Genomic DNA, 21,548 nt, shown 5'->3' with positions numbered 1-21,548 from the left:
GTTCGGTGGTTCCCACGGTGCCCGGGGGCGCTGTCGGACGGCCGTCGGTCCGCTGCCGCCCGGACGGGGCCCGGTCGCCACCGGCGCCGGTCCGACGTCGGCCGGTTAGTCTGCGTGAATGCGTTTCGGGGTGCTCGGTCCGCTCACGGTGTGGACCCACGACCAGCGGCCCGTCCGGGTGGCCGAGGCGAAGGTCCGCGCCCTCCTGGCGGACCTGCTGGTCCATCGCGGTCGACCGGTCCCGGCCGACCGGCTCGTCGACGACCTCTGGGGGGAGCGCCTTCCGGCCGATCCCGCCGGGGCGTTGCAGGGGAAGGTCTCGCGGCTGCGGCGCGCCCTGGGGGACGCGGGCGCGGTCGGGTTCGGACCGTCCGGATACCGGCTGAGGGTCGGTGCCGACGACGTGGACGCGGACCGGTTCGAGGCGGGGGTGGCGCGCGCCCGGACGCTGGCGGACCGGGAGCGCGCGGAGGGGCTGGCCGACGCCCTGGCGCTCTGGCGGGGGGAGGCGTTCTCCGGCTTCGAGGACGAGGGGTTCGCCCTCGCGGAAACCCGCAGGCTGGCGGAGCTGCGGCTGGCCGCCGTGGAGGAGCTGGCCCGGACGCGCCTCGAACTCGGAGAACACGGTCTGGTGGCGGGTGAGCTGGCCGACCTGGTCGCGGCGCACCCGCTCCGGGAACGGCTCCGCGCCGTCCACATCCGCGCGCTGTACGGCTCCGGCAGGCAGAGCGAGGCCCTGGAGAGCTACGGCGACGTCCGCGCGCGGCTGCGCGACGAACTCGGCGTCGACCCCGGCCCGGAACTCACCGCCGTGCACGCGGCCGTCCTCCGGCAGGACCCCGGTCTGCGTACGGAGCCGAGCCGCCCGCTGGCGCGCGGCAACCTCCCGGCCCGACTCACGGAGCTGGTCGGCCGGGAGGGGGCGGTGACACAGATCGGCGCGCTGCTGGGGACCGGGCGGATGGTGACGCTCACCGGTCCGGGCGGGGTGGGCAAGACCCGCCTGGCCGTGGAGGTGGCCCGCACCCTGGTCGGGCGGTTCCCGGACGGGGTGTGGCTGGTCGAACTGGCCGGGCTGCCGTCCGGGAGCGGGGCCGGGGAGGTGGCCGACGCGGTGGCGGCGACCCTGGGGGTGCGACAGGACGGGCCCCGGCCGGGGGAGGCCGCCCCGGAGTCCGGGACCGCCCGGCTGGCGGCCGCGCTGCGCGGCAGGCGGACGCTGGTCGTGCTGGACAACTGCGAACACGTGGTGGGGGCCGCCGCCGAGGTGGCCGCCGGTCTGCTCGGCGGCGTGCCCGGCCTGCACGTCCTGGCGACGAGCCAGGAACGCCTCGCCACCGCCGGGGAGCTGCTGTGGACCGTCCCGCCGCTGGACGCCGACGGGGCGGCGCGGATGTTCGTCGAGCGCGCGGCGGCGGCCGAACCCGGGTTCGCCGTCACACAGGAGAACCGGGCCCACGTGGAGGCGATCTGTCGACGCCTGGACGGCGTCCCGCTGGCCCTGGAACTGGCCGCCACCCGGGTACGGTCCGTGGACGTGGCCGAACTCGCCGCACGCCTGGACGACCGGTTCCGCCTCCTGACCTCGGGCCGTCGGGACGCCCCCGCCCGGCAGCGGACCCTGCGCGCGATGATCGAGTGGAGCTGGGAGCCCCTGACCGACCCCGAACGGGCGGTGCTGCGGCGCCTGGCGGTCCACGCCGACGGCTGCACGCTCGGCGCCGCCGAGGAGCTGTGCTCCGGGGAGGGTGTGGACCCGGCCGACGTCCTGGACCTGCTGGGCCGCCTGGTGGACCGTTCGCTGGTCGTGCACCGCGACGGCCGCTACCGGCTGCTGGAGTCGGTGGCGGCCTACTGCGCCGAACGCATGGCGGCCGCCGGTGAACTGGAGCGCGTGCGCGACCGGCACCTCGCCCACTACCTCGGCCTCGCGGAACGCGCCGACCTGCGGGGGTGCGAGCAGCGCGGCTGGCTGGAGAGACTGGACGCGGAGACGGGCAACCTCCGCGCCGCCCTCCAGCACGCGGGCGGCTCGCGCGACGGCCTGCGGCTGGCCAACGCCCTGGTCTGGTACTGGTTCCTCCGGGGACGTCTCGGTGAGGCGCGGCGGTCGCTGACCCTCGTGCTCTCCCACGGACCCGACGGCCCGGGGGTGCCCGACGGCGACCCGCTCAGGGTCGAGACGACGGCCTGGCGGACCGGCATCGGGATGCTGCTCGGTGACGACGTCGACCCCGTCGGCCGCTCCCGCGAGGTGTTGGAGCGGTTCGACGCCCACGGGGTGCGGGCCGCGCGGGCGAAGTGGTTCATGGCCTACGCCCAGTACGGCTACGGGGGCCAGCGCATCCGCGAGGACCGGGTGCTGGCGGCACTGGCGGAGTCCCGCGCCGAGGACGACCGCTGGGGTGTGGCGGCGGCGCTGGTCACACTGGCATCGCCCGCGCTCCTGCGCGGCGACATCGAGGCCGCGCGGCGGGCCGGTACGCGGAGTCTGGCGCTGTTCGAGGAGATCGGTGACGGCTGGGGGCGGCTGCGGAGCACCGCCGTCCTGGCCGACCTGGCCGAGATCGCCGGAGACTACACGGAGGCCGCGCGGCTGCGGCGGGACGGGCTCAGCGACGCCGAGGAACTCGGGCTCTGGCCCGAGGTCTCCTACCGGCTGGCCGCCCTGGGGCGGCTGGCGCTGCTCGCCGGGGACCTCGACGAGGCCGACGACCTGCACGAACGGGCACGGAGGATCGCGGCCGAGCGGTCCAGCAGGCAGGAGGAGCAGTTCGCGGAGATGGGCCTGGCCTTCGCGGCGCGGCGGCGGGGACGGCTCGACGACGCCGAACGGCACCTCGGCCACTGGCTGGAGTGGAACCGCAGCAGGGAGGGGGAGCCGGGGGTGGCGCTGATCCTCGCGGAGCTCGGCTTCGTGGCGGAGCTGCGCGGCGACGCCGGGGCCGCCCTCGCCCTGCACCGGCAGGGGGAGGCCAGCGCGCGGACCATGGGCGACCCGAGGTCGGTGGCGCTCGCCCTGGAGGGGCTGGCCGGCGCCCACGCCCTGGCCGGGGAGCACGAACGGGCCGCCGCCCTGCTGGGGGAGGCGGCCGCGCTCCGTGAGTCCGTGGGTTCCCCGCTGCCCCCGGGCGAGCGGGGCGACGTCGACCGCGCCACCGCCCGGGCGCGCGCGGCGCTGGGGGAGCGGGGGTTCGCGGCGGCCTTCGCCGCCGGACGGGACGGCTGAGTCAGTAGCGGCGGCCGCGCAGCTCCGCGACGAGCACCGCCGCCTGGGTCCGGCGCTTGAGGTCCAGCTTCGCCAGCAGCGCCGAGACGTAGTTCTTGACGGTCTTCTCCGCCAGGTACAGCCGCTCACCGATCTGCCGGTTGGTCATGCCCTCACCGATGAGGTCGAGGATCTGGCGCTCCTGCGGGGTCAGCTCCGCCAGCGGGTCCGGCTCGGCCTGGGCGCCGCGCAGCCGCTCCAGCATCGCGCCGGTGCTGCCCGAGTCCAGCAGGGAGCCGCCCGCGGCGACCGTGCGCACCGCGCCGACCAGGTCGGCGCCGTGGATCTGCTTGAGCACGTACCCGGCGGCCCCGGCCATGACGGCGTCGTACAGGGCGTCCTCGTCCGCGAAGGACGTGAGCATCAGGCAGGCGATCTCGGGGTGGTCGGACCGGATCTCCCGGCACACCTGCACCCCGGAGCCGCCCGGCAGGCGCACGTCGAGCACCGCGACGTCGGGCAGGACCACGGGGATGCGCGACAGCGCCTGTTCGGCGGTCCCGGCCTCACCCACGACGGTCATGTCGTCCTCGGTCTCCAGCAGCGAGGCCACCCCGCGCCGGACCACCTCGTGGTCGTCGACGAGGAAGACCCTGATCGGCTTCCGGGCACCCTCGGCTCCACCGTCGATCATCGCGGACCTCCCTCGTCTCGTGTCCGTACGCACATGACACCACTCCGAGGAAGACGTTAACGCCTGCGGGGGGTGCGGCGGGGGTCTTAAGGCACCGAACTCTCCGGGCGAAGGTCCCGGAAACGGACAAAGGGCGGACCCGGGGAGCAAAGAGCCTGATCACGGCCGGTGCCGGTGTGAACACCGTCGCCGCATCGTCACCATCTCGTCACCCGGGTCCGGGCACCGGGCCCCCGTGCCCGGGGCCCGGTGCCCGCGCGTCACGGCCGCCGACCCGCCCAGGGGCGGGCGAGCTCGAAGGCGCGGCAGGCCCGGAGCACGCGCTCGTCGGAGTGCCGGGGACCCACGACCTGGAGGCCGATCGGCAGACCCGACTCGCTGAACCCGCACGGAACGCTCGCGGCGGGCTGCTGGGTCATGTTGAACGGGTAGCTGAACCCGGCCCAGGAGGTCCACCGCTTCCCGGACAGCTCCGGCGGCGACTCCAGCCCGGCCTCGAAGGCCACGATCGGCATGGTGGGCGTCAGGAGGAGGTCGTAGGTCTCGTGGAACCGCCCCATGCGGGCGCCCATCGCCATCCGCAGCGCCATCGCCGTCAGGTAGTCCTGCGCCGAGTAGGTGCCGCCCTCCTCGATGATCTCCCGCAGGCCCGGGTCCTGGAGGTCCCGGTCCCGGTCGCTGAGCCGGTCGGTGGCCTTCGCGGCGCCCGAGTACCAGAGCACGTGGAACTCCTCCATGGAGTCCGGCAGACCGGGGTCGGCCTCCTCCACCTCGGCGCCCAGCGACGCGAACACGCGCACCGCGTCAGCGACCGCGCTGGCCACCTCCGGGTCCACGTCCTGCCCGCCCAGGGTGGGGCTGTAGGCGATCCGCAGCCCTCTGACCAGCTCCTCGGGGTCGGTGCCGCGCCCGGCCTCGGCCAGCCCGGGGCCCGGGGTCGGCATCGCCATCCAGTCCCGGGAGTCGAACCCGGAGACGACGTCCAGCATGAGCGCCATGTCGCCCACGGTCCGGGTCATCGGACCGGTGTGCGCCAGCGACCCGAACGGGCTCGCCGGGAAGTGCGGCACCAGGCCCCAGGTGGGCTTGATCCCGCAGATGCCGGTGAAACTGGCCGGGATGCGGATGGATCCGCCCCCGTCCGTCCCGGTGGACAGCGGGCCCATCCCGGCCGCCACCGCCGCCGCCGAGCCCCCGCTGGAGCCTCCGGGCGTGGTGGACAGGTCCCACGGGTTGCGCGTGATCCCGGTGAGCGGGTTGTCCGTGACGCCCTTCCAGGCCAGCTCAGGGGTGGTGGTCTTGCCGACGAACACCGCCCCCTGCTCGCGCATCCGGGCCACCACCGGGGAGTCCTCGTCCCACGGACCCTCCTGCGAGGAGGTCACCGACCCCTTGAGGGTGGGCCACCCCTTCGTCAGGTGGATGTCCTTGACCGAGGCGGGCACCCCGTCCAACCGCCCCTCGGGTTCGCCGCGCCGCCACCGCTCGGCGGAGGCGCGGGCCGCCTCGCGCGCCTCCTCCGGGCGGACCAGGCAGAACGCGTTCAGAGCGGGGTTGTCCTGCTCGATGCGTTCGAGCACCGAGTCCACCGCCTCCACCGGGGAGAGCTCCCCCGTGGAGTAGGCGCGGAGCAGTTGTTCGGCGGACAGGTCGGCCGGTGTCACGGGTTGGCCCGCGCGCGCCGACGGGACGCCGCGCGCGGCGTCCGGGTCGGCACCGGCGGAGCCCTCGGCCGCACCGACGGCCGCACCAGCGTCATCGGTCCCGGCCCGGTCGGAACGGATCGTCACTTCAGCCTCCCAAGTCACGCGAGGGGTCAGCCGGGTACGTAGCCCCGGCTCTTGTCCACGGCGTTGCGCGGTCCCCGCCCGTCCAGGTAACGGGCGAGGTTGTCCAGGAACAGCTCCACCAGGTCCTCCCGCCAGCCGACGACGTCACCGGACATGTGCGGCGACACGACGGATCCGGGCAGCCCCCAGAGCGGGTTGATGGCCTTGAGCGGTTCCCGTTCGAAGACATCCAGTGCCGCACCGGCGATCACGCCCCGGTCCAGGGCGACGACCAGGTCGGACTGGACGACGATGGGGCCGCGCGCGATGTTGACCAGCCGCGCGGTGGGTTTCATCAGGTCGAGGAAGGTCCGGTCGACCAGGCCCCGGGTGGCCTCGGTGAGCGGCGCGGCGACGATCACGTAGTCGGCCTCGGGGAGCTCGTCGAGCAGGGTGCGTCCGCCGCCGGTGCCGCGTTCGGCCAGGCTGGACTCCGCGACGGAGCCGAAGTCGGGGTCGCCGTCGCGGGCGTGGCTGCCCGAGCCGCGGACCTCCATGCCCATCGCCGTGAGCTTGCGGGCGATGGCGCGTCCGATGGGTCCGGTGCCGACGACGAGGGCGCGGCGACCGGCCACCCGCTCGGTCTCGCGGTGCCGCCACCGGCGTTCCCGCTGGAGGCCCCAGGTGCCGTGGAAGTCCTTGGCGAAGGAGATGACCAGGCCCAGCACGTACTCCGCGATGTGCTCGTCGAACACGCCGCGCGAGTTGGTGACGAGGACGTCGCTCTCCACCAGCCCGGGGAACATCAGGTTGTCCACACCGGTCGTGGCCGCGTGCACCCACTTCAACGAGTCGGCCTTGGACCAGGAGTCGGACAGCGCCTCGGTGAACAGGTCCCACACGAGCAGGACGTCCGCGCCGGGAAGGGCGGCGGGGAGTTCGTCGGCGGTGGCGTAGACGACCCCGCCGAGTCCCGGGTGGTCGTCGATGCGCTCGTGCCCGGGTGGAAGGTCCTCACCTCGGAGCACGACGAGTCGGGGACGTTCGGACACGGACGGGTTGGTGGTGGAACTGTTCACGGGCGCGCTTTCCGGTTGCGACGGTGTTCTGACTTGCCGATCCTGTCGTCGGAGGGGTGGTTCCGCCCTGCACGGGAAACGCTAGGGAGCCGACATAGGATTGTCAACAATCCACAAAACGGCTGTTTCGGGCCTATGGGGCGTGTCTCGCGGAGGCGTCCAGCGCCCGCCCGGAGTGTCGTCCACCCGCACCGACGCTCCCGACATACCCGCACGTCCCGGTGTCTATTGCCGATCTCGGTAGGTAGATCGTAAGATTGTCGACAATCAACAGTTCACAAGGGGCCGAAGGGACAGAGGGAAACAGAGGGAAACCGAAGAGGAACCCGAAGGGACACCACTTGCCCAGACACATGACCGTCACCCTCGCCAGCCGCGGGGTCTCCTGCGTGGCGGAACTCCTCGACAAGGACGCGCCCCGCACCTGCGAGGCGGTGTGGAACGCCCTCCCGCAGGGGGACGCCGTCCAGCACGCCAAGTACGCGCGCAACGAGGTCTACACGATGGTGCCGAGGTTCGCCGACCCCGAACCGGGCCAGGAGAACCCCACCGTCACACCGATCCCCGGCGACATCGTCTACTTCTCCTTCGACGAGGGCATGCTCGACCGCACCTTCAAGGAGGACAAGGGCATCGACCACCTGCCCGGCGTCATCGACCTCGCCCTCTTCTACGGGCGCAACAACCTGCTGCTCAACGGAGACGTGGGCTGGGTCCCCGGGAACGTGTTCGCCAGCGTCGTGGAGAACCTGCCCGCCATGGCCGAGGCCTGCAACGACGTCTGGCGTTCCGGCAGCGTCGGTGAGCGCCTCCTGTTCGAACGGCTCGAACGCTGACGGGCCCGAACGGAGGACCCCGCCCCGAGGGGACGGGACCGGGGCGGCACCGGCCGCGCCCGGCGGAACCTGGACCAGCACTGGGAGGTGAGTGACCGATGCGGACCGAGGGAAACCGACCGGACCACGAGGACGGCCCCGAACCCGAGACCCCCGCCACGGGCGGCCTGTTCACGGGACATCCGGCCCTGCCCGCGCAACCCACGGCGCACGACGTCGTCGAACTGTCGGCGGCGGCACTGACCCCCTGGCAGGCCGGGGTCGGCGTGGTGGCGCCCTACGACTTCGCGCTCGACCGCGAACTGTGGCGCTGGACGCCGGACGACGTTTCGCTGCTCATCACCCGCCTGCCGTTCGTGCGCATCCCGGTGACGGTCGACCAGGCCGCCGCCCTCAGCAAGAGGAAGGGCGTGACCAAGGCGGTCCGCGCCCTCATGGCCCCCGAACCCCTCGCGGTCGGCTACGCCTGCGCCTCGGGCAGCTTCGTCCACGGCGCGGAGGGGGAGCGCGAGCTCCGAAGAACCATGATGGCCGCGGGGGCACCCACCGCCGTCACCACCTCGGGCGCGCTGATCCGCGCGCTGCGGGCCCTGGACGCGGACCGGATCGCGGTCGTCACCCCGTACGTGGACAGCGTCACCGACCGGCTCCTCGACTACCTGGACGAACACGGAGTGGGCGTCACCTCCAGCGTGGGCCTCGGCCTGCTCAGCCACATCTGGAGGGTCACCTACGCCGAGGTCGCCCGCGCGGTGCACGAGGTGGACCGCCCCGACGCGCAGGCCGTGTTCATCAGCTGCACCAACGTCCTCACCTACGACATCATCGCGCCCCTCGAACGTGAGCTGGGCAAACCGGTGATCGCGGCCAACCAGGTCACCATGTGGGACCTGCTCCGCGCCGCCGACCACCAGGCCGTGGCGCACGGGCAGCGGCTGATCGACGCGACGGCCCCCAGCTCCGTGTGACCACGGCCCCGGAAGGAGAACCATGACCCGAGTAGGAATCCTCTATCCCGGTCACAGCGCCGAGGACGACTACAGGACCTTCGCCGACATGCTCGGCGGGGAGATCGAGCTCCCCGTGGTGCACACGCTCATGCGCGAGGACGCCCACCGGGTGGACGCCCTGCTGGACGTGGGCAGCGAGGGCGTCCTCGCCAAGGGCGCGCAGGAGCTCAACACGATGGGGGTCGACTCCGCCGTCTGGGCCTGCACGAGCGGCAGCTTCGTGTTCGGCTGGGAGGGCGCACGCCGCCAGGTCGAGGGCGTCCGGGAGGTGACGGGGGTCCCGACCTCCAGCACGTCCTTCGCCTTCGTGCACGCCCTGAGCCAGCTGCGCGCGTCCCGGGTCGCCATCGCCGCCACCTACCCCGACGACGTCGCCCTGCGCTTCGTGGAGTTCCTCACCGACGCGGGGGTGACCGTGATGTCCATGGCCAGCCACGGCATCGCCACGGCCGCGGAGGTCGGCTACCTCGACCCCGACGACGCGCTCGACTTCGTCATCTCCAACGACCACCCCAGGGCCGAGGCGGTCCTGGTCCCGGACACCGCCCTGCACAGCGCCGACCTCATCGAACCGATGGAGGCCCTGCTGGGCAAGACGGTGCTCACCGCCAACCAGGTCAGTATCTGGGAGGGCCTCCGGCTCGCCGGCCGGTGCGAGGCGCGGTCCGGCCCGGGGACGCTCTTCCGGTCCGGGGCCTCGGTGGTCAGGAGCGCCTTCGAGGCCGAATAGCCTCGGGGCCAACCCACGCCCGATTCGTCACCTTTCGGAAGGAATGCCATGCCAGCCCCCGGCCAGCTCAGACCCGTACCCAGGCGGTCCACCGCCGAGCTGATCGCCGACCAGCTGAGATCGGCGATCATGTACGGCTCCCTCGCGCCCGGGGACCAGCTCGGTGAGGCCGAGCTGGCGGGGCGGCTGGGCGTGAGCCGGGGGCCCCTCCGCGAGGCCATGCAGCGCCTCGTCCAGGAGGGCCTGCTCCGCAGTGAACGGCACAGGGGCCTGTTCGTGCGCGAGCTGACCCCGGACGACGTCCGGGACGTCTACGTGGCCCGGCTCGCGGTGGAGCGGACCGCCTGCGAGCTGATCATGCGGGGCAACCGGGGGGAGGCCCTGGCCCGCCTCACCCCGGCCGTGGACCGGCTGGCCGAGGCAGCCGCCAGCGGCGACCGGACCGCCATGAGCGACGCCGACCAGGAGTTCCACCGGACCCTGGTCAGCTGCTCGGGCAACTCGCGCCTGGAGCGCATGGCCCAGACCCTCCTGGTGGAGACCCGCATGTGCCTGACCGTGATGCAGGCCGTCTACCCCGAACCCCAGGAACTCCTGGACGAGCACCGCCGCATCCTGGACGCGATCGTGGACGGCGAGGAGGACCGGCTGCTCACGCTGATCGAGTCGCACATGATCGACACCGTCGACCGGATCAACGCGGAGACCGGCGCCTGAACGGAGCCCGCCCCGGGCGGCGTTCCCGCCACCCGAGGCGCCTCCGGTCGGATCAGTCGAGCCCGCCGATCCCCACGTACTTGGTGTCCAGGAACTCGTCGATGCCCACACGGCCGCCCTCGCGGCCCAGACCCGAGTGCTTGACCCCGCCGAACGGCGCCGCCGGGTTGGACACCACGCCCTGGTTGAGGCCGACCATGCCGGTCTCCAGGGCCTCACTGACCCGCATGGCCCGGTTCAGGTCCCGGGTGTACAGGTAGCTGACCAGGCCGAACTCGGTGTCGTTGGCGGCGCGGACCGCCTCCTCCTCCGTCTCGAAGGTCAGCACCGGAGCCACCGGGCCGAAGATCTCCGTGTTGGACAGCTCCGCCGCGAACGGGACGTCGGCCAGCACGGTCGGCTGGTAGAAGTGCCCCGGGCCCTCGCCCGCGCCGCCGCCGACGAGCACGCGCGCGCCCCGCCGCACGGCGTCGTCCACGAGCCCCTGGACCTTGTCCCGCGCCTTGTCGTCGATCAGCGGGCCCACGTCCGCGTCGTCGTCCAGGCCCCGGCCCAGCCGGAGCGCGCCCATGCGCTCGCTCAGGCGGCGGGAGAACTCCTCCGCGATCCCCGACTGCGCGTAGATCCGGTTGGCCGCCGTGCAGGCCTCACCGATGTTGCGCATCTTGGCGAGCATCGCCCCGTCCACGGCCGCGTCCAGGTCGGCGTCGTCGAACACCAGGAACGGCGCGTTCCCGCCCAGCTCCATGGAGGTGCGCAGGACCTGCGGCGCGCTCTGCTCCAGGAGTTTGCGGCCCACGGCGGTGGACCCGGTGAAGGACAGCTTGCGGATACGGCCGTCCGCCAACAGGGGCTCGGTGATCGCCCCGGGGTCGCTGGTGGGCAGGACGCTGAGGACGCCCTCCGGCAGCCCCGCCTCGGTGAGGATCCCGGCCAGCGCCAGCGCCGAGAGCGGCGTCTGGTGGGCGGGCTTGAGGATCATGGTGCACCCGGAGGCGATGGCCGGCCCGATCTTGCGGGTGCCCATCGCCATGGGGAAGTTCCAGGGGGTGATGAGCATGCAGGGGCCCACCGGTTGGCGCATGATGAGGAAGCGGGACTTGCCGTCCGGCGAGGTGGCGAACCCGCCCTCGATCCGTACGGCCTCCTCGGAGAACCAGCGGAAGAACTCGGCGGCGTAGGCGATCTCCCCGCGCGCCTCCGCCAGCGGCTTGCCCATCTCCAGGGTCATGAGGACGGCGAGCTCCTCCTGCCGCTCCATGAGCAGCTCGAAGCTCCTGTGCAGGATCTCGCTGCGCTTCCGGGGCGCGACCCTGGCCCACTCCGGCTGCGCCCGCGCCGCGGCGTCCAGGGCCTCCATGGCGTCCTCCCGGCCCGCGTCGGCGACGTCGCACAGCACCTTGCGGGTGGAGGGGTCCTCGACCTCGAAGGTCGCGCCGGAGGAGGCGTCCCGCCACTTCCCGCCGAGGAACAGTTTCTTGTCCACCTGTGCGACGACCCGTGCTTCGCGATCCGACATGTTCTCTCCTCCGTCGACGGGCCGACCCGGCTTGGGGCGGCCTGTGGTCAGAACTGCCCGACGTGCGTCCGCTGGACACCGCCGCGCCCCGGATGTTTCCATAGCAGCGTCGATTGTCAACAATCCTACGGAACTCGACACAAGGAATTGAGGCCACCGCATGGCGGAGCTCTCCCCGGTTCTCAAGCAGGCGACCCCGGTCGTCGCGGCGCGAGGCGAGGGTGTCTACATCTACGACGAGGACGACCGTCGTTTCCTCGACTTCACCGCCGGGATCGGCGTGACCAGCACCGGGCACTGCCACCCCAAGGTGGTCGCCGCCGCCCAGGAGCAGGTCGCGACGCTGATCCACGGCCAGTACACCACCGTGATGCACCGTCCCCTGCTGCGACTCACCGAACGCCTCGGTGAGGTCCTGCCCGAGGGGATCGACCGCCTGTTCTACGTGAACTCCGGGAGCGAGGCCGTGGAGGCGGCGCTGCGCCTGGCCCGCCAGGCCACGGGCCGCCAGAACGCGGTGGTCTTCCAGGGTTCCTTCCACGGGCGCACGATGGGAGCCGCCTCCCTGACCACGTCCGGGGTGAAGATCCGCGCCGGGATCGGCCCGCTCGCCCCCGGCGTGGTGGTCTCGCCCTTCCCGTACGCGTACCGCCTCGGGCTGTCCGAGGAGGAGGCGGTGGCCTACGCCCTCCGGGAGCTCGACTACCAGTTCGCGACGGTGACCTCCCCCCAGGACACCGCCGCCGTGTTCATCGAGCCCGTCCTCGGTGAGGGCGGCTACGTGCCCGTCCCGGACGCGTTCCTCCAGGGGCTGCGGGAGCGCGCCGACAAGCACGGGTTCCTCCTCGTCATGGACGAGGTCCAGACCGGTTTCGGCCGCACGGGCACGTTCTGGGGCCACGAGCCCTCGGGGGTGCGCCCGGACATCGTCATCACCGCCAAGGGCCTGGCCAGCGGCTTCCCGCTGTCCGCGATCGCCGCCCCGGCCGCGATCATGCAGAGGGCCTGGCCGGGCTCCCAGGGCGGCACCTACGGCGGCAACGCGGTCTCCTGCGCGGCGGCCCTGGCCACCCTGGACGTCATCCAGGAGGAGAACCTGGTGGAGAACGCCGCCCGCCAGGGCGAACGGCTCCAGCAGGGCCTGGCCAAGATCGCGGAGGCCCACCCGGCCATCGGTGACGTCCGCGGCCGCGGCCTGATGCGGGCCAACGAGTTCGTCAAGGAGGACGGCACCCCGGACGGCGCCGCGGCGCAGCGCGCCCAGCAGGCCGCCGCCCAGAACGGCCTGCTGCTGCTCACCTGCGGCCCGGCGGGCAACGTGGTCCGGTTCATCCCGGCCCTGGTCGTCAACGGCGAGCAGATCGACACGGCCCTCGAACTGTGGGCCGCCTCCGTCGAGGAGAGCGCCTAGGTCCTGTGGGGCGCCGACCGCCGCGTCGGCGCCCCATGGCCCGGGTCACACCGGAAAACGGCGCGAACGCACTCCAACACCGTGATAGAGTCGGAGACGTCGCAAGGGAGAGCCCAGCTCACCCGGGCGACACACAACTGAAGACCTGCACTCGTAGCTCAATGGATAGAGCATCTGACTACGGATCAGAAGGTTGGGGGTTCGAGTCCTCCCGAGTGCACCACCTTGAGACAGTGGAGAAGCCGCCCGAACTGCGTAAGCAGCTCGGGCGGCTTCTTTTGTGGCATGGGTCGGAGAGCCCACGTGCGGGCCGCGTTGCACATTCAGTGCAGATGCCCGGGATCGGTCCCGGTTCAGTCTCAGGCGGCGAGCGCCCGGGACCGTGCGGCGTCCATCGCTTCGGCGACCTCAACCAGCCGGTCCGGGAACAGGTGCCCGTAACGGTCGAGGGTCATCGTGTGGCGGTCGCATGCCCGAGCATGGCTTGCACGACCTTCACGTCCGCACCGGCGGCGATGGCCAGTGACGCGGCGGTGTGCCGGAGCTTGTGCGGAGTGAGCCCCATGCTCGCCAGACCAGCCGCCTTCACCGCCTTGCCAGCAGGGGCACCGTCGTCCTCAACGAATACCGTCGCTTCCGGATTCGATATTCGGACAGGACCTCCAGCCCTTGTAGGAGGATGGGCTCGTGCCAACGGGTCTGTATAGGACGGAATCATGATCCGGCGGTGTTCGCGGGGGTGGTGACAACCCGATAATCACGTTAGCAGGGCGGTAGCTTGCTCAGGATTTCGAAAATTCTTAGTACTCACCAGAGACGCACGCGTTGATGAACGTCTCCCTTACAAGTTCCTCCCACTCCGGAGTCGGGTCGTAGCCCCAGGAGCGGTTGGATGGGATATCGTCGTTCAGGGCTGAGTTTGCCGACAGACAGAGTTCCTGGTTGATCTCTTGGCCTTGCCCTCGGAAGAGTTTGTTGACTTCGACGCCCCTCTGTGCCATGTGTAGTAGGTAGTCGCTTCTTTCTTGGTAGTTGGCTGCGCAGCCAACAGAAAAAATCGAAATCAACAAAACGAGACTTATGAGTCTGACATCAGCGTTTGTCAACCTTGGCCCCCTAGTATCTTCCGGAAGTGCATGCACTTACGAATACTCCTTCCACGAGTTCATGCCATGATTCCCTTTCCTTCTTTTCAATACGGGGATAGTCCTTATTTAGAACTCGACTTGCGTCTCGGCACTGTTCTTCGCCTGCTTCCGTGCCTTCGAGGTCCTCGATGATTTTGTGCACCTCCACTCCTCTTTGCGCGACTTCCTCTAAGTGTCGGACCTTTTCGTCGTAAGTAGCAGAACAGCCGCTCAGGATCAAAGTGGTCACGAGGACTATTGGTAGACGTGTTGTCGACTGCACTACTTCTTCGCCTCTTCTCCGCTGGAGGAGGGTTGGTCAAGATTCTGCTCGCGCATTTTTTGATCCTGCCGTAGACGCAGGATCTCTCTTGCAAAAGACAGATTAATATCCTCGTCGGTTCCGGTCTCGTACCGCCCGATCCGCAAATCATAAGACTCGATCTCGTGCTCGATTAGATCGGCAGTCTGCTGAGAATAGAAGCTTCGCTCCTTGTATTTCCAGTACCCTGCAAATCCAGAAGCGATGCCAATGGCGAGGCTGTTTACGGCCACGAACCAAGAATATTCCCGGATGAAGAAGGAGCTGGCCGCCATGAAGGACCCAAGGAGCGATCCGACGATAACAATTCCTTGCACCACGTTGCTGACGTTTCGATAGTACTGACTCTCCCTTCTTAGCTCCTCGATGTAGAAAGTCGCCTCTTCCTTGTAGGACCTCCTGCGCTCGTCGGCATTTTCGTTCGAGTCCGCAGTGTCCTCTTTTCTTTTGTCTCGGATTCGGCGCAGTTCGATTTCGAGTTGGCTGGCGGTTCGGTACCCATTGCGGGCTGTAGTGATCAGTTCACTTTCAAGTTCCTGCTCATGGACCCTCGCCCCAGGGGTTGCTCGCAGGATGACGCCCCAAAGCAGCAAGCTGATGAACGCGGCCATTATGAGTAGCTTCGCGTACGGGGCTATTCCCTGCCAGTCGAGCGTAAAATGATCGATAAGGTAGGCGACTGTGCCCACAATGCCAATTGCGATAAGAAGAATTCCGTACGCGGATTTCTTTCGGGCTGATTCTATGTAGCTTTTGAGAAGGACGATCTTGTTGTTCAGGCTGGCGAGCCCATTCTCGGAGGTCGGCAAATTTTTCCTTTCCATGGAGTGGTTGTCAACTATTCCAGGTTCCTGTGGCTTGGGTGTGCAATGGCCAGATGTGGCCAAGTTGGCATGGGGGATCTTGGTTCTAAAGTTCTCTCGTGGGGTGCAAGGTGTAAATAAAATAGATTAGTACAAATTGGATCAAAGCGATGGCATGCGGTGGGGTTGGTCCTGTGCTCGCCGTTTTGCGTAACGACATTGGTGTTCAGTGAATTATTACTATCTGGATTACTTGTCTGATTTCGTGTGAGGGCTCCGAGGTGCCTGATGCCGGGCAGGACTCCTGCGGGGCGCTCGAGGTCTCGATAGGTGCGGTCACCCGCACTTGGCGGATTCCAGGAGCAGAAGACGCGAAGCAGATTCAGTGCAGATGACTCCGGGGAGCCGCCGGAAGCAGTGGGAAGCCGCCGGGGCTCACGCCCAGGTCACAAGCGGATCTGTCGGCTTGTCGACAGGTCGACGCTCGCCCCCGGGAGAGTCAGAAGGTTGGGGGTTCGAGTCCTCCCGAGTGCACCACCTTGAGACAGTGGAGAAGCCGCCCGAACTGCGTAAGCAGCTCGGGCGGCTTCTTTTGTGGCGAGGGGGCTCAGGCCGGGGTGCGGTCACCGGTGGTCGGCAGCCGGACCCCGGCCAGGGCCTCCAGCTGGTGCCACACCGACTCCATCGCGTTCTGAGGGGGCGACTGGGTCAGCGGGTTCGGGGTCAGTCGGACCGGCTGGCCCTTGACTCCGCCGCTCGGGGAGTAGAGGTCGCCGCCCTGGGCGCGGGGGTCGGTGAGGGCGCGCAGGGCGGACCAGGCCGCGGCGTCCTTGCCCTGGGCCCACAACGTATAGGGGTTGCGCTGTACGGGGACCGTCTCGTCCCGGATGCCCGGTCGGCGCGGTGTCCGGGCGTCCACGCCGACCCCCGGACGCGAGACCAGGGAGGCCACCGGCACACCCGCGGCCCTCAACCGTCGGTCGAGTTCGTAGGCGAACATCTCCGTGACCGCCTTGCCGCGGGTGTAGGCGAGGACGCCGACGCGGGAACCGGCACGCACGTCCCGGACCTCCTTGCGCAGCAGGTCCACGAACGACGTCGAGGTGTGCACGATCCTGGCGGTTCCGCCGTGCCTCCGCGCCGTTCGTTCCATGAGCGGGAGCGCCCCCGCCACCAACGCCACGTTCGCTCGTACGTGGGTCGCCAGGAGAGTCGGCAGGCCGTCGGCGGTCCGGTCGGCGGCGCGCAGCGCCATGGACCCCCCGTTCAGCAGCAGCCCGTCCAGGCGTTCGTACTCCGCGAGCCCGGAGACGGCTTCGGCCGTCGACTCCGGTGACGCCAGGTCGAGGAGCAACGAGCCCAGACTCGCGGTCGGTACCTGCGCGCGGATCGCGGCCCCGGCGGTGTCCAGGCGTTCGGACGAACGTCCCGCGAGCACGACGTGCGCCCCGGCGGCGGCGAGCCGTTCCGCCGCGAAGTACCCGATGCCCGCGGTCGCCCCGGTCACCACCAGAGTGCGTCCGTGCTGTTGGGGCAGCACTTCGGGGTTCCAGTCCATGGCGTCTCTCCCGTCAATCGGATGACTTATCCGGCTACTGTAACAGTAACCGGATTTCTTATCCGCTTCGGGTAGGATGCCTCCATGAACGCACTGCGCGCCGACGCCGTCCGCAGCAGGGAGCGAATCCTTGAGGTCGCGCGGCGGAGCGACCCCAAGGACCTCCGTCTCAACGAGATCGCCCGTGAGGCGGGGGTCGGGGTCGGGACCGTCTACCGCCACTTCCCCACGTCCCACGCCCTCGTCGAGGAACTCACCGTGGAGACCCTGGGCCGACTGCGCGTGCTCACGGCACGGGCCTGCGCCGACCCGGATCCGGGGCGCGGGTTCGAGGTGGCACTGCGCGCCGTGGTCGACCTGCACCTGGAGGCGGGTGGGCTCCAGGCGGTCCTCCTCGCCAACGACGACGTGAGCGAGGAGGTGGCGGCGCTCAAGGCCTCCATCTTCGGCGAGCTCCACGATCTGCTCGGGAGAGCCCAGGAGGGGGGCGCGGTGCGCGGGGACCTGACCACGGCCCAGATCGAGCGTCTGGTCTGCGGGATCGAACACGCCATCCGCCTGGGGGTGCCGGAGGACCGCGACGTCTTCGTGGACACCCTCGTCGCGGGTCTGCGGCGACCGGTCGCCGTTCCGGTGGAATCGGCTGACGTGGGGGAGTTCCGAGGCCCCCGATAGCGGACGGACGGTCACGTTCGCGGCCCCTGCGGCCATCGGGGCCTCGCTGGCGCTCTGCGGCTGATGGAGCCTGACCGGGAGGCGTCCGGCCCGGCGCCGCGAGGAACCAGGGGCGCGAAGAAGGAGACCTGTCGGTTTGTCGACAGGTCGATGGTCTGCGGACCCGCACCGGACAGCGGAAGCCGCCCGGACCGTGCAGGCGGTTCGGGCGGCTTCCCTCACGGTCCGAGCTCAGTCGGTGACCCGGCTCCCGGACTGGTAGAGCAGGTCCTGGTACTCCGGGTGGCGGGCGATCCAGCCCGCGAAGAAGGGGCAGGTCGCCAGCACCCGCAGGCGTGCGGAGCGCGCCTCGTCGAGGGCCGCGCGGACCAGCGCGGACCCCACTCCCCGTCCCTCGTACTCCGGGGCGACCTCGGTGTGCACGAACGCGACGAGTTCCGTCGTGCGGATGTACTGCGCGATGCCCGCGACCTTCGATTCCCCGTCGACGCGGGCCTCGTAACGCTTGGACTCGGGTACGTCGCCCACTTCGACCGCCATGGGTCCTCCTCGTGTCAGGCTCGGCTGCCCAGCAGCTGCATTTCCCAGGCGAAGGCGACGCCGGTGGCGCCGCCGTGCTGCGCCTGGACCCCCGCGAGGGCCTCCACGGTCTCCTCGCGGGCCCAGTCGCGCTGCCACTCGCCGGCCACGGCGAGCCAGGTGATCGGCACCACTCCGGCCTGGACCATGCGCCGCACGGCCATGTCGTGGGCCTCCACGGAGACACCGCCCGACGCGTCGGTGACGGCGAAGACCTCGTAGCCCTCGCCCGCCGCCTGGATGGCCGGCATCGCCACACAGATCTCGGTCCAGAGGCCGGCGATGATCAGCTTCTTCCTGCCGGTCGCCCGGACGGCGTCGACGACGCGCTCGTCCTGCCAGGTGTTGATGAACGTGCGGTCGATCGGCTTCTGCTCCGGGAACACGTCGCGCAGTCCCTGGATGAGGTAGCCGCCACGCTCCTCCAGGACGGTGGTGAGGATGGTCGGAACGTCGAACGCCTTCGCGGCCTTGGCCAGGGCGACGGCGTTGTTGACGACCATCGACGGCTCGTGGCTGTTCAGGTTGGCGAACTGGAACGGCTGGTGGTCGATCAGGACGAGAACGCTCTCCTCCGGCGTCAGCAGTGCCTGAAGTCCGTTCTTGGGCTCGGTGCTCACAGGGGGTCCCTCTCAAGGTGGGGGCGAGACAGATGATGCATCACCTAAATTAGCAGTATTGGATGATGCGTCAACCATCTCGAAATAAGTTGATGCATCATCTACTGTGGAGGTGATGCGTCAACCACTGAGAAGCGAGAGACGATGACCCTCCCATCACAGAAGAACTGGCCTGGCCTGCGGGTTTCGGATTGGACCCCCACCCGGGACACCCTGCACATGTGGACCCAGATCGTGGGAAAGATCCGCATGGCCCACGCTCCGCTGATCAACCACTGGTGGCAGGTGACCCTCTACGTCAGCGCGCGCGGACTGACGACCTCGGCCATCCCGTACAGCGGCGGGGCCTTCGAGATCGAGTTCGACTTCGTCGGCCACCAGCTGGAGGTGCGCGGCAGCGACGGCGGCGTGCGGAGCTTCCCGCTGCGGCCGATGCCGGTCGCGGAGTTCTACGCCCGGATCCTGGACGCGCTCGGGCGGCTCGGGATCGAGGCGCCGATCCGGCCGAGTCCCAACGAGGTCGACCCGGCGATCCCCTTCGCGGAGGACCACGAGCACGCCTCCTACGACGCCGAGGCCGCCACTCTCTTCTGGCGTCAGCTGTTGCAGGCGAACCGGGTGATCGGTGAGTTCCGGTCGCACTTCGTCGGGAAGGTCAGCCCGGTGCACTTCTTCTGGGGCGCGATGGACCTCGCCTGTACCCGCTTCTCCGGGCGGTCGGCTCCCCCGCATCCGGGCGGGGCGCCCAACTGCGGGGACTGGGTCATGGTCGAGGGCTACTCCCGGGAGCTGTCCAGCTGCGGCTTCTGGCCCGGCGGTGGCGAGGAGGGCGCCTTCTACTCCTACGCCTACCCCGCTCCCGACGGGTTCGCCGATCAGCCGGTCGGCCCCGAGGGCGCGTACTTCAGCACCGAGTTCCAGCAGTTCCTGCTGCCCTACGAGGTGGCTCGCGCCGCCCCCGACCCCGACCGCGCGGTCTCCGAGTTCCTCCGCACCACCTACGAGGCCGCCGCGGGCCTCGGGAACTGGGACCGCGCCGCGCTGGAGGACGACCCCCTCAGGTGGGGCGGGGCCTGAACCCACGGACGGCGGAGGGCCGCGCCTCCGCCGTCCCGAAGTGGATGAGGTGTCAACTTCTTCGTTACACTGCGCCCATGAACGAGACACCACGCTGGCTGGATGCGGACGAGAAGGCCGCGTGGGACAGCTTCATCCGCATGCAGGAGACGCTCATCGGGCGGCTCTCCCGTCTCGTCCAGGCCGACTCCGGGATGTCCGCCTCCGACTACATGATCCTCGTCAACCTCACGGGGACCGACGACGGGAAGATGCGCTTCCTGGAACTGGCCAAGCTCCTGAACTGGGAGAAGAGCCGTATCTCCCACCAGGTCAGGCGGATGACGAAGCGCGGTCTCGTGGCCCGGGAGGAGTGCCCCGACGACGCTCGCGGAGCCTTCATCGTCGTCACCCCGGCCGGTTACGCGGCGATCGAGGAGGCCGCGCCCCTCCACGTCGAGCACGTGCGCCGCCTGTTCGTCGACGCCCTCACGCCGCACCAGCTCAGCACGTTCGCCCGGCTGACCCAGCGCGTCTCGGACCACATGGAGAAGCAGCCCGACTGAGTCGGCGCCGCCCCCACACGCGTCCGCCTCCGCATGCCACCCCCCCACGCGTCCGCCTCCCGGACGTGTGCCCGTCCCGCGTGCCCTCCGCGCGTGCCATCGACCGAACCCGACCCCCCGACGGTCCGGGTGCGCGGGTGCGCATACCCGGGCAGGGTTCGCACGAAGGTGACAACCACCTCACCCCGGACAGGGTTTCGGCTCTGTTCGGGGTGGGTGGCCCCGGGGTTTCCCGCGCCGGTGGTAACGCCGGTTCTGGCGGTTTGACCTGCGCAAACACCGTCGCTCTGCGTGCTGTGGGGCTGGCTCCGGGTGAGGTGGGGTCTCGCTTGCCACTGATCTCGTGTGATCCAGGTCTCCCTGGGGCTCTGGTTGACATCCCGCCGTGGCTCGCCGGAGACTTGCCCCGAACTTCTTAGGTAAGGATTGCCTAATTAAGGCAAGGGTTACCTAATTCCTTGCAGGTCAGTGAGGCTGGGGGCGACAGATGGACGGGATCGACGGTGCCGTCGTCGTGGTCACCGGAGCCGCGAGTGGTGTGGGGCGGGCGGTCGCCGTCGACCTCGCGGAGCACGGGGCCCGGGTCGCGGCGGCCGATGTGGACTCCGCGGGGCTCACCGAAACCGTGCGCCTCCTGGACGGGGCCCGCGCCTTCACGGCCGACGTCACCGACACCGCCGCGGTCGAGGCGCTCTTCGACCGCGTCGAGACGGAAGTCGGACCGGTGACCATCACCGTCAACGCCGCCGGAACCCTCAGCACCGGCCCCCTCACCGACTGCACCGACCACGACTGGCACCGCATGATCGCCGTCAACACCACCGGGGTCTTCGCCGTCGCACGCGCCGCCGCCCGACGCATGGGCCCCCGGGGCCGGGGATCCCTGGTCACCATCGCCTCCAACGCCGCTGGCGTCCCCCGCGCCAACATGGCCGCCTACGCCGCCTCCAAGGCAGCCGCCGTCGCGCTCACCAAATCCCTGGGACTCGAACTCGCCCCCCGGGGCGTGCGCTGCAACGTCGTCTCACCCGGCTCCACCGACACCCCCATGCTGCGCGCGATGACCGACGACACCCAGGCCCTCATCACCGGCGACCCCGCCAACTTCAAGGTCGGCATCCCCCTCGGCAGGCTCGGACGCCCCGAGGACGTCGCCGCCGCCGTGCGCTTCCTGGTCTCCGACGCCGCCCGCCACATCACCATGCACGAGCTCCACGTCGACGGCGGCGCCGCGCTGCGCTGACCGGACCGGTCACCCCCCTGCCCCGC

The 21,548-nt window shown here is 70.1% G+C and carries 19 protein-coding genes and 1 tRNA gene; 11 read left to right on the top strand and 9 right to left on the bottom strand.

Annotated elements, in window-relative coordinates:
* Positions 1–118 precede the first annotated feature (118 nt).
* On the top strand, positions 119–3,229 hold the full coding sequence (locus tag AC0VYL_RS27435; protein WP_475481894.1) for a BTAD domain-containing putative transcriptional regulator: 3,111 nt from the start codon (positions 119–121) through the stop codon (positions 3,227–3,229).
* A gap of 1 nt (position 3,230) precedes the next feature.
* On the opposite strand, the gene AC0VYL_RS27430 is transcribed toward AC0VYL_RS27435, so the two are convergent.
* The 3 genes from AC0VYL_RS27430 to AC0VYL_RS27420 form a co-directional block, all read right to left on the bottom strand.
* On the bottom strand, positions 3,231–3,902 hold the full coding sequence (locus tag AC0VYL_RS27430; RefSeq protein WP_475457337.1) for a response regulator: 672 nt from the start codon (positions 3,900–3,902) through the stop codon (positions 3,231–3,233).
* Positions 3,903–4,162: 260 nt separating this feature from the next.
* Positions 4,163–5,692 carry an amidase gene (locus tag AC0VYL_RS27425; RefSeq protein WP_475457335.1) on the bottom strand — a complete coding sequence of 510 codons (1,530 nt, stop codon included), beginning with the start codon at positions 5,690–5,692 and terminating at the stop codon, positions 4,163–4,165.
* A gap of 26 nt (positions 5,693–5,718) precedes the next feature.
* Complete coding sequence (locus AC0VYL_RS27420) at positions 5,719–6,750, bottom strand: D-2-hydroxyacid dehydrogenase (protein WP_475481893.1); 1,032 nt, start codon at positions 6,748–6,750, stop codon at positions 5,719–5,721.
* 353 nt (positions 6,751–7,103) lie between these two features.
* Here AC0VYL_RS27420 and AC0VYL_RS27415 point away from each other — a divergent pair, with 353 nt between their 5' ends.
* The 4 genes from AC0VYL_RS27415 to AC0VYL_RS27400 all read left to right on the top strand — a co-directional run bounded on the left by AC0VYL_RS27415 (position 7,104) and on the right by AC0VYL_RS27400 (position 10,043).
* Positions 7,104–7,586, top strand: a complete 483-nt coding sequence (locus AC0VYL_RS27415; RefSeq protein WP_475483585.1) for a DUF3830 family protein — start codon at positions 7,104–7,106, stop codon at positions 7,584–7,586.
* A gap of 98 nt (positions 7,587–7,684) precedes the next feature.
* Positions 7,685–8,554, top strand: coding sequence for a maleate cis-trans isomerase family protein (locus AC0VYL_RS27410; RefSeq protein ID WP_475481892.1), 870 nt, complete (start codon positions 7,685–7,687; stop codon positions 8,552–8,554).
* 22 nt (positions 8,555–8,576) lie between these two features.
* The gene (locus AC0VYL_RS27405; protein WP_475457329.1) at positions 8,577–9,326 is read left to right on the top strand and encodes a maleate cis-trans isomerase family protein; all 750 of its coding nucleotides are present in this window, start codon (positions 8,577–8,579) and stop codon (positions 9,324–9,326) included.
* Positions 9,327–9,374: 48 nt separating this feature from the next.
* On the top strand, positions 9,375–10,043 hold the full coding sequence (locus tag AC0VYL_RS27400) for a GntR family transcriptional regulator (RefSeq protein WP_475457328.1): 669 nt from the start codon (positions 9,375–9,377) through the stop codon (positions 10,041–10,043).
* A 52-nt stretch (positions 10,044–10,095) separates the two neighbouring features.
* Here the strand turns inward: AC0VYL_RS27400 and AC0VYL_RS27395 are convergent, their stop codons facing one another.
* Complete coding sequence (locus tag AC0VYL_RS27395; RefSeq protein WP_475481891.1) at positions 10,096–11,562, bottom strand: NAD-dependent succinate-semialdehyde dehydrogenase; 1,467 nt, start codon at positions 11,560–11,562, stop codon at positions 10,096–10,098.
* Positions 11,563–11,722: 160 nt separating this feature from the next.
* Between AC0VYL_RS27395 and AC0VYL_RS27390 the strand changes: the two genes are divergently transcribed.
* Both AC0VYL_RS27390 and AC0VYL_RS27385 read left to right on the top strand, forming a co-directional pair.
* On the top strand, positions 11,723–12,973 hold the full coding sequence (locus AC0VYL_RS27390) for an aspartate aminotransferase family protein (protein ID WP_475457324.1): 1,251 nt from the start codon (positions 11,723–11,725) through the stop codon (positions 12,971–12,973).
* Positions 12,974–13,120: 147 nt separating this feature from the next.
* Positions 13,121–13,196, top strand: a tRNA-Arg gene (locus AC0VYL_RS27385).
* A 228-nt stretch (positions 13,197–13,424) separates the two neighbouring features.
* Here AC0VYL_RS27385 and AC0VYL_RS27380 read toward each other — a convergent pair.
* The 3 genes from AC0VYL_RS27380 to AC0VYL_RS27370 all read right to left on the bottom strand — a co-directional run bounded on the left by AC0VYL_RS27380 (position 13,425) and on the right by AC0VYL_RS27370 (position 16,783).
* The gene (locus tag AC0VYL_RS27380) at positions 13,425–13,538 is read right to left on the bottom strand and encodes a tyrosine-type recombinase/integrase (RefSeq protein WP_475481890.1); all 114 of its coding nucleotides are present in this window, start codon (positions 13,536–13,538) and stop codon (positions 13,425–13,427) included.
* 844 nt (positions 13,539–14,382) lie between these two features.
* Positions 14,383–15,309 (bottom strand): SLATT domain-containing protein, encoded by a 927-nt coding sequence (locus AC0VYL_RS27375; RefSeq protein ID WP_475481889.1) that lies wholly within the window; start codon positions 15,307–15,309, stop codon positions 14,383–14,385.
* 523 nt (positions 15,310–15,832) lie between these two features.
* Positions 15,833–16,783 carry an SDR family NAD(P)-dependent oxidoreductase gene (locus AC0VYL_RS27370; RefSeq protein WP_475457320.1) on the bottom strand — a complete coding sequence of 317 codons (951 nt, stop codon included), beginning with the start codon at positions 16,781–16,783 and terminating at the stop codon, positions 15,833–15,835.
* An 84-nt stretch (positions 16,784–16,867) separates the two neighbouring features.
* Here AC0VYL_RS27370 and AC0VYL_RS27365 point away from each other — a divergent pair, with 84 nt between their 5' ends.
* A complete protein-coding gene (locus tag AC0VYL_RS27365; protein ID WP_475481888.1) occupies positions 16,868–17,458 on the top strand; it encodes a TetR/AcrR family transcriptional regulator in 591 nt (196 codons plus the stop codon).
* A gap of 231 nt (positions 17,459–17,689) precedes the next feature.
* On the opposite strand, the gene AC0VYL_RS27360 is transcribed toward AC0VYL_RS27365, so the two are convergent.
* Together AC0VYL_RS27360 and AC0VYL_RS27355 are read right to left on the bottom strand one after the other, a co-directional pair.
* A complete protein-coding gene (locus AC0VYL_RS27360; RefSeq protein ID WP_475481887.1) occupies positions 17,690–17,998 on the bottom strand; it encodes a GNAT family N-acetyltransferase in 309 nt (102 codons plus the stop codon).
* Between the two features lie 14 nt (positions 17,999–18,012).
* A complete protein-coding gene (locus AC0VYL_RS27355; RefSeq protein ID WP_475457313.1) occupies positions 18,013–18,657 on the bottom strand; it encodes a hydrolase in 645 nt (214 codons plus the stop codon).
* 144 nt (positions 18,658–18,801) lie between these two features.
* Between AC0VYL_RS27355 and AC0VYL_RS27350 the strand changes: the two genes are divergently transcribed.
* The 3 genes from AC0VYL_RS27350 to AC0VYL_RS27340 all read left to right on the top strand — a co-directional run bounded on the left by AC0VYL_RS27350 (position 18,802) and on the right by AC0VYL_RS27340 (position 21,522).
* Entirely contained in the window at positions 18,802–19,734 is a 933-nt protein-coding gene (locus tag AC0VYL_RS27350) for a DUF5996 family protein (protein WP_475457311.1), read from the top strand.
* Between the two features lie 77 nt (positions 19,735–19,811).
* A complete protein-coding gene (locus AC0VYL_RS27345; RefSeq protein WP_475481886.1) occupies positions 19,812–20,279 on the top strand; it encodes a MarR family winged helix-turn-helix transcriptional regulator in 468 nt (155 codons plus the stop codon).
* A gap of 487 nt (positions 20,280–20,766) precedes the next feature.
* Positions 20,767–21,522 (top strand): SDR family oxidoreductase, encoded by a 756-nt coding sequence (locus tag AC0VYL_RS27340; RefSeq protein WP_475457307.1) that lies wholly within the window; start codon positions 20,767–20,769, stop codon positions 21,520–21,522.
* The last annotated feature ends 26 nt before the right edge of the window (positions 21,523–21,548 follow it).

It is taken from the genome of Nocardiopsis sp. iso_238 (assembly GCF_056173325.1).
The sequence above is the reverse complement of the archived record's forward strand: the minus strand, read 5'-3'. Positions and strand labels throughout refer to the sequence as shown.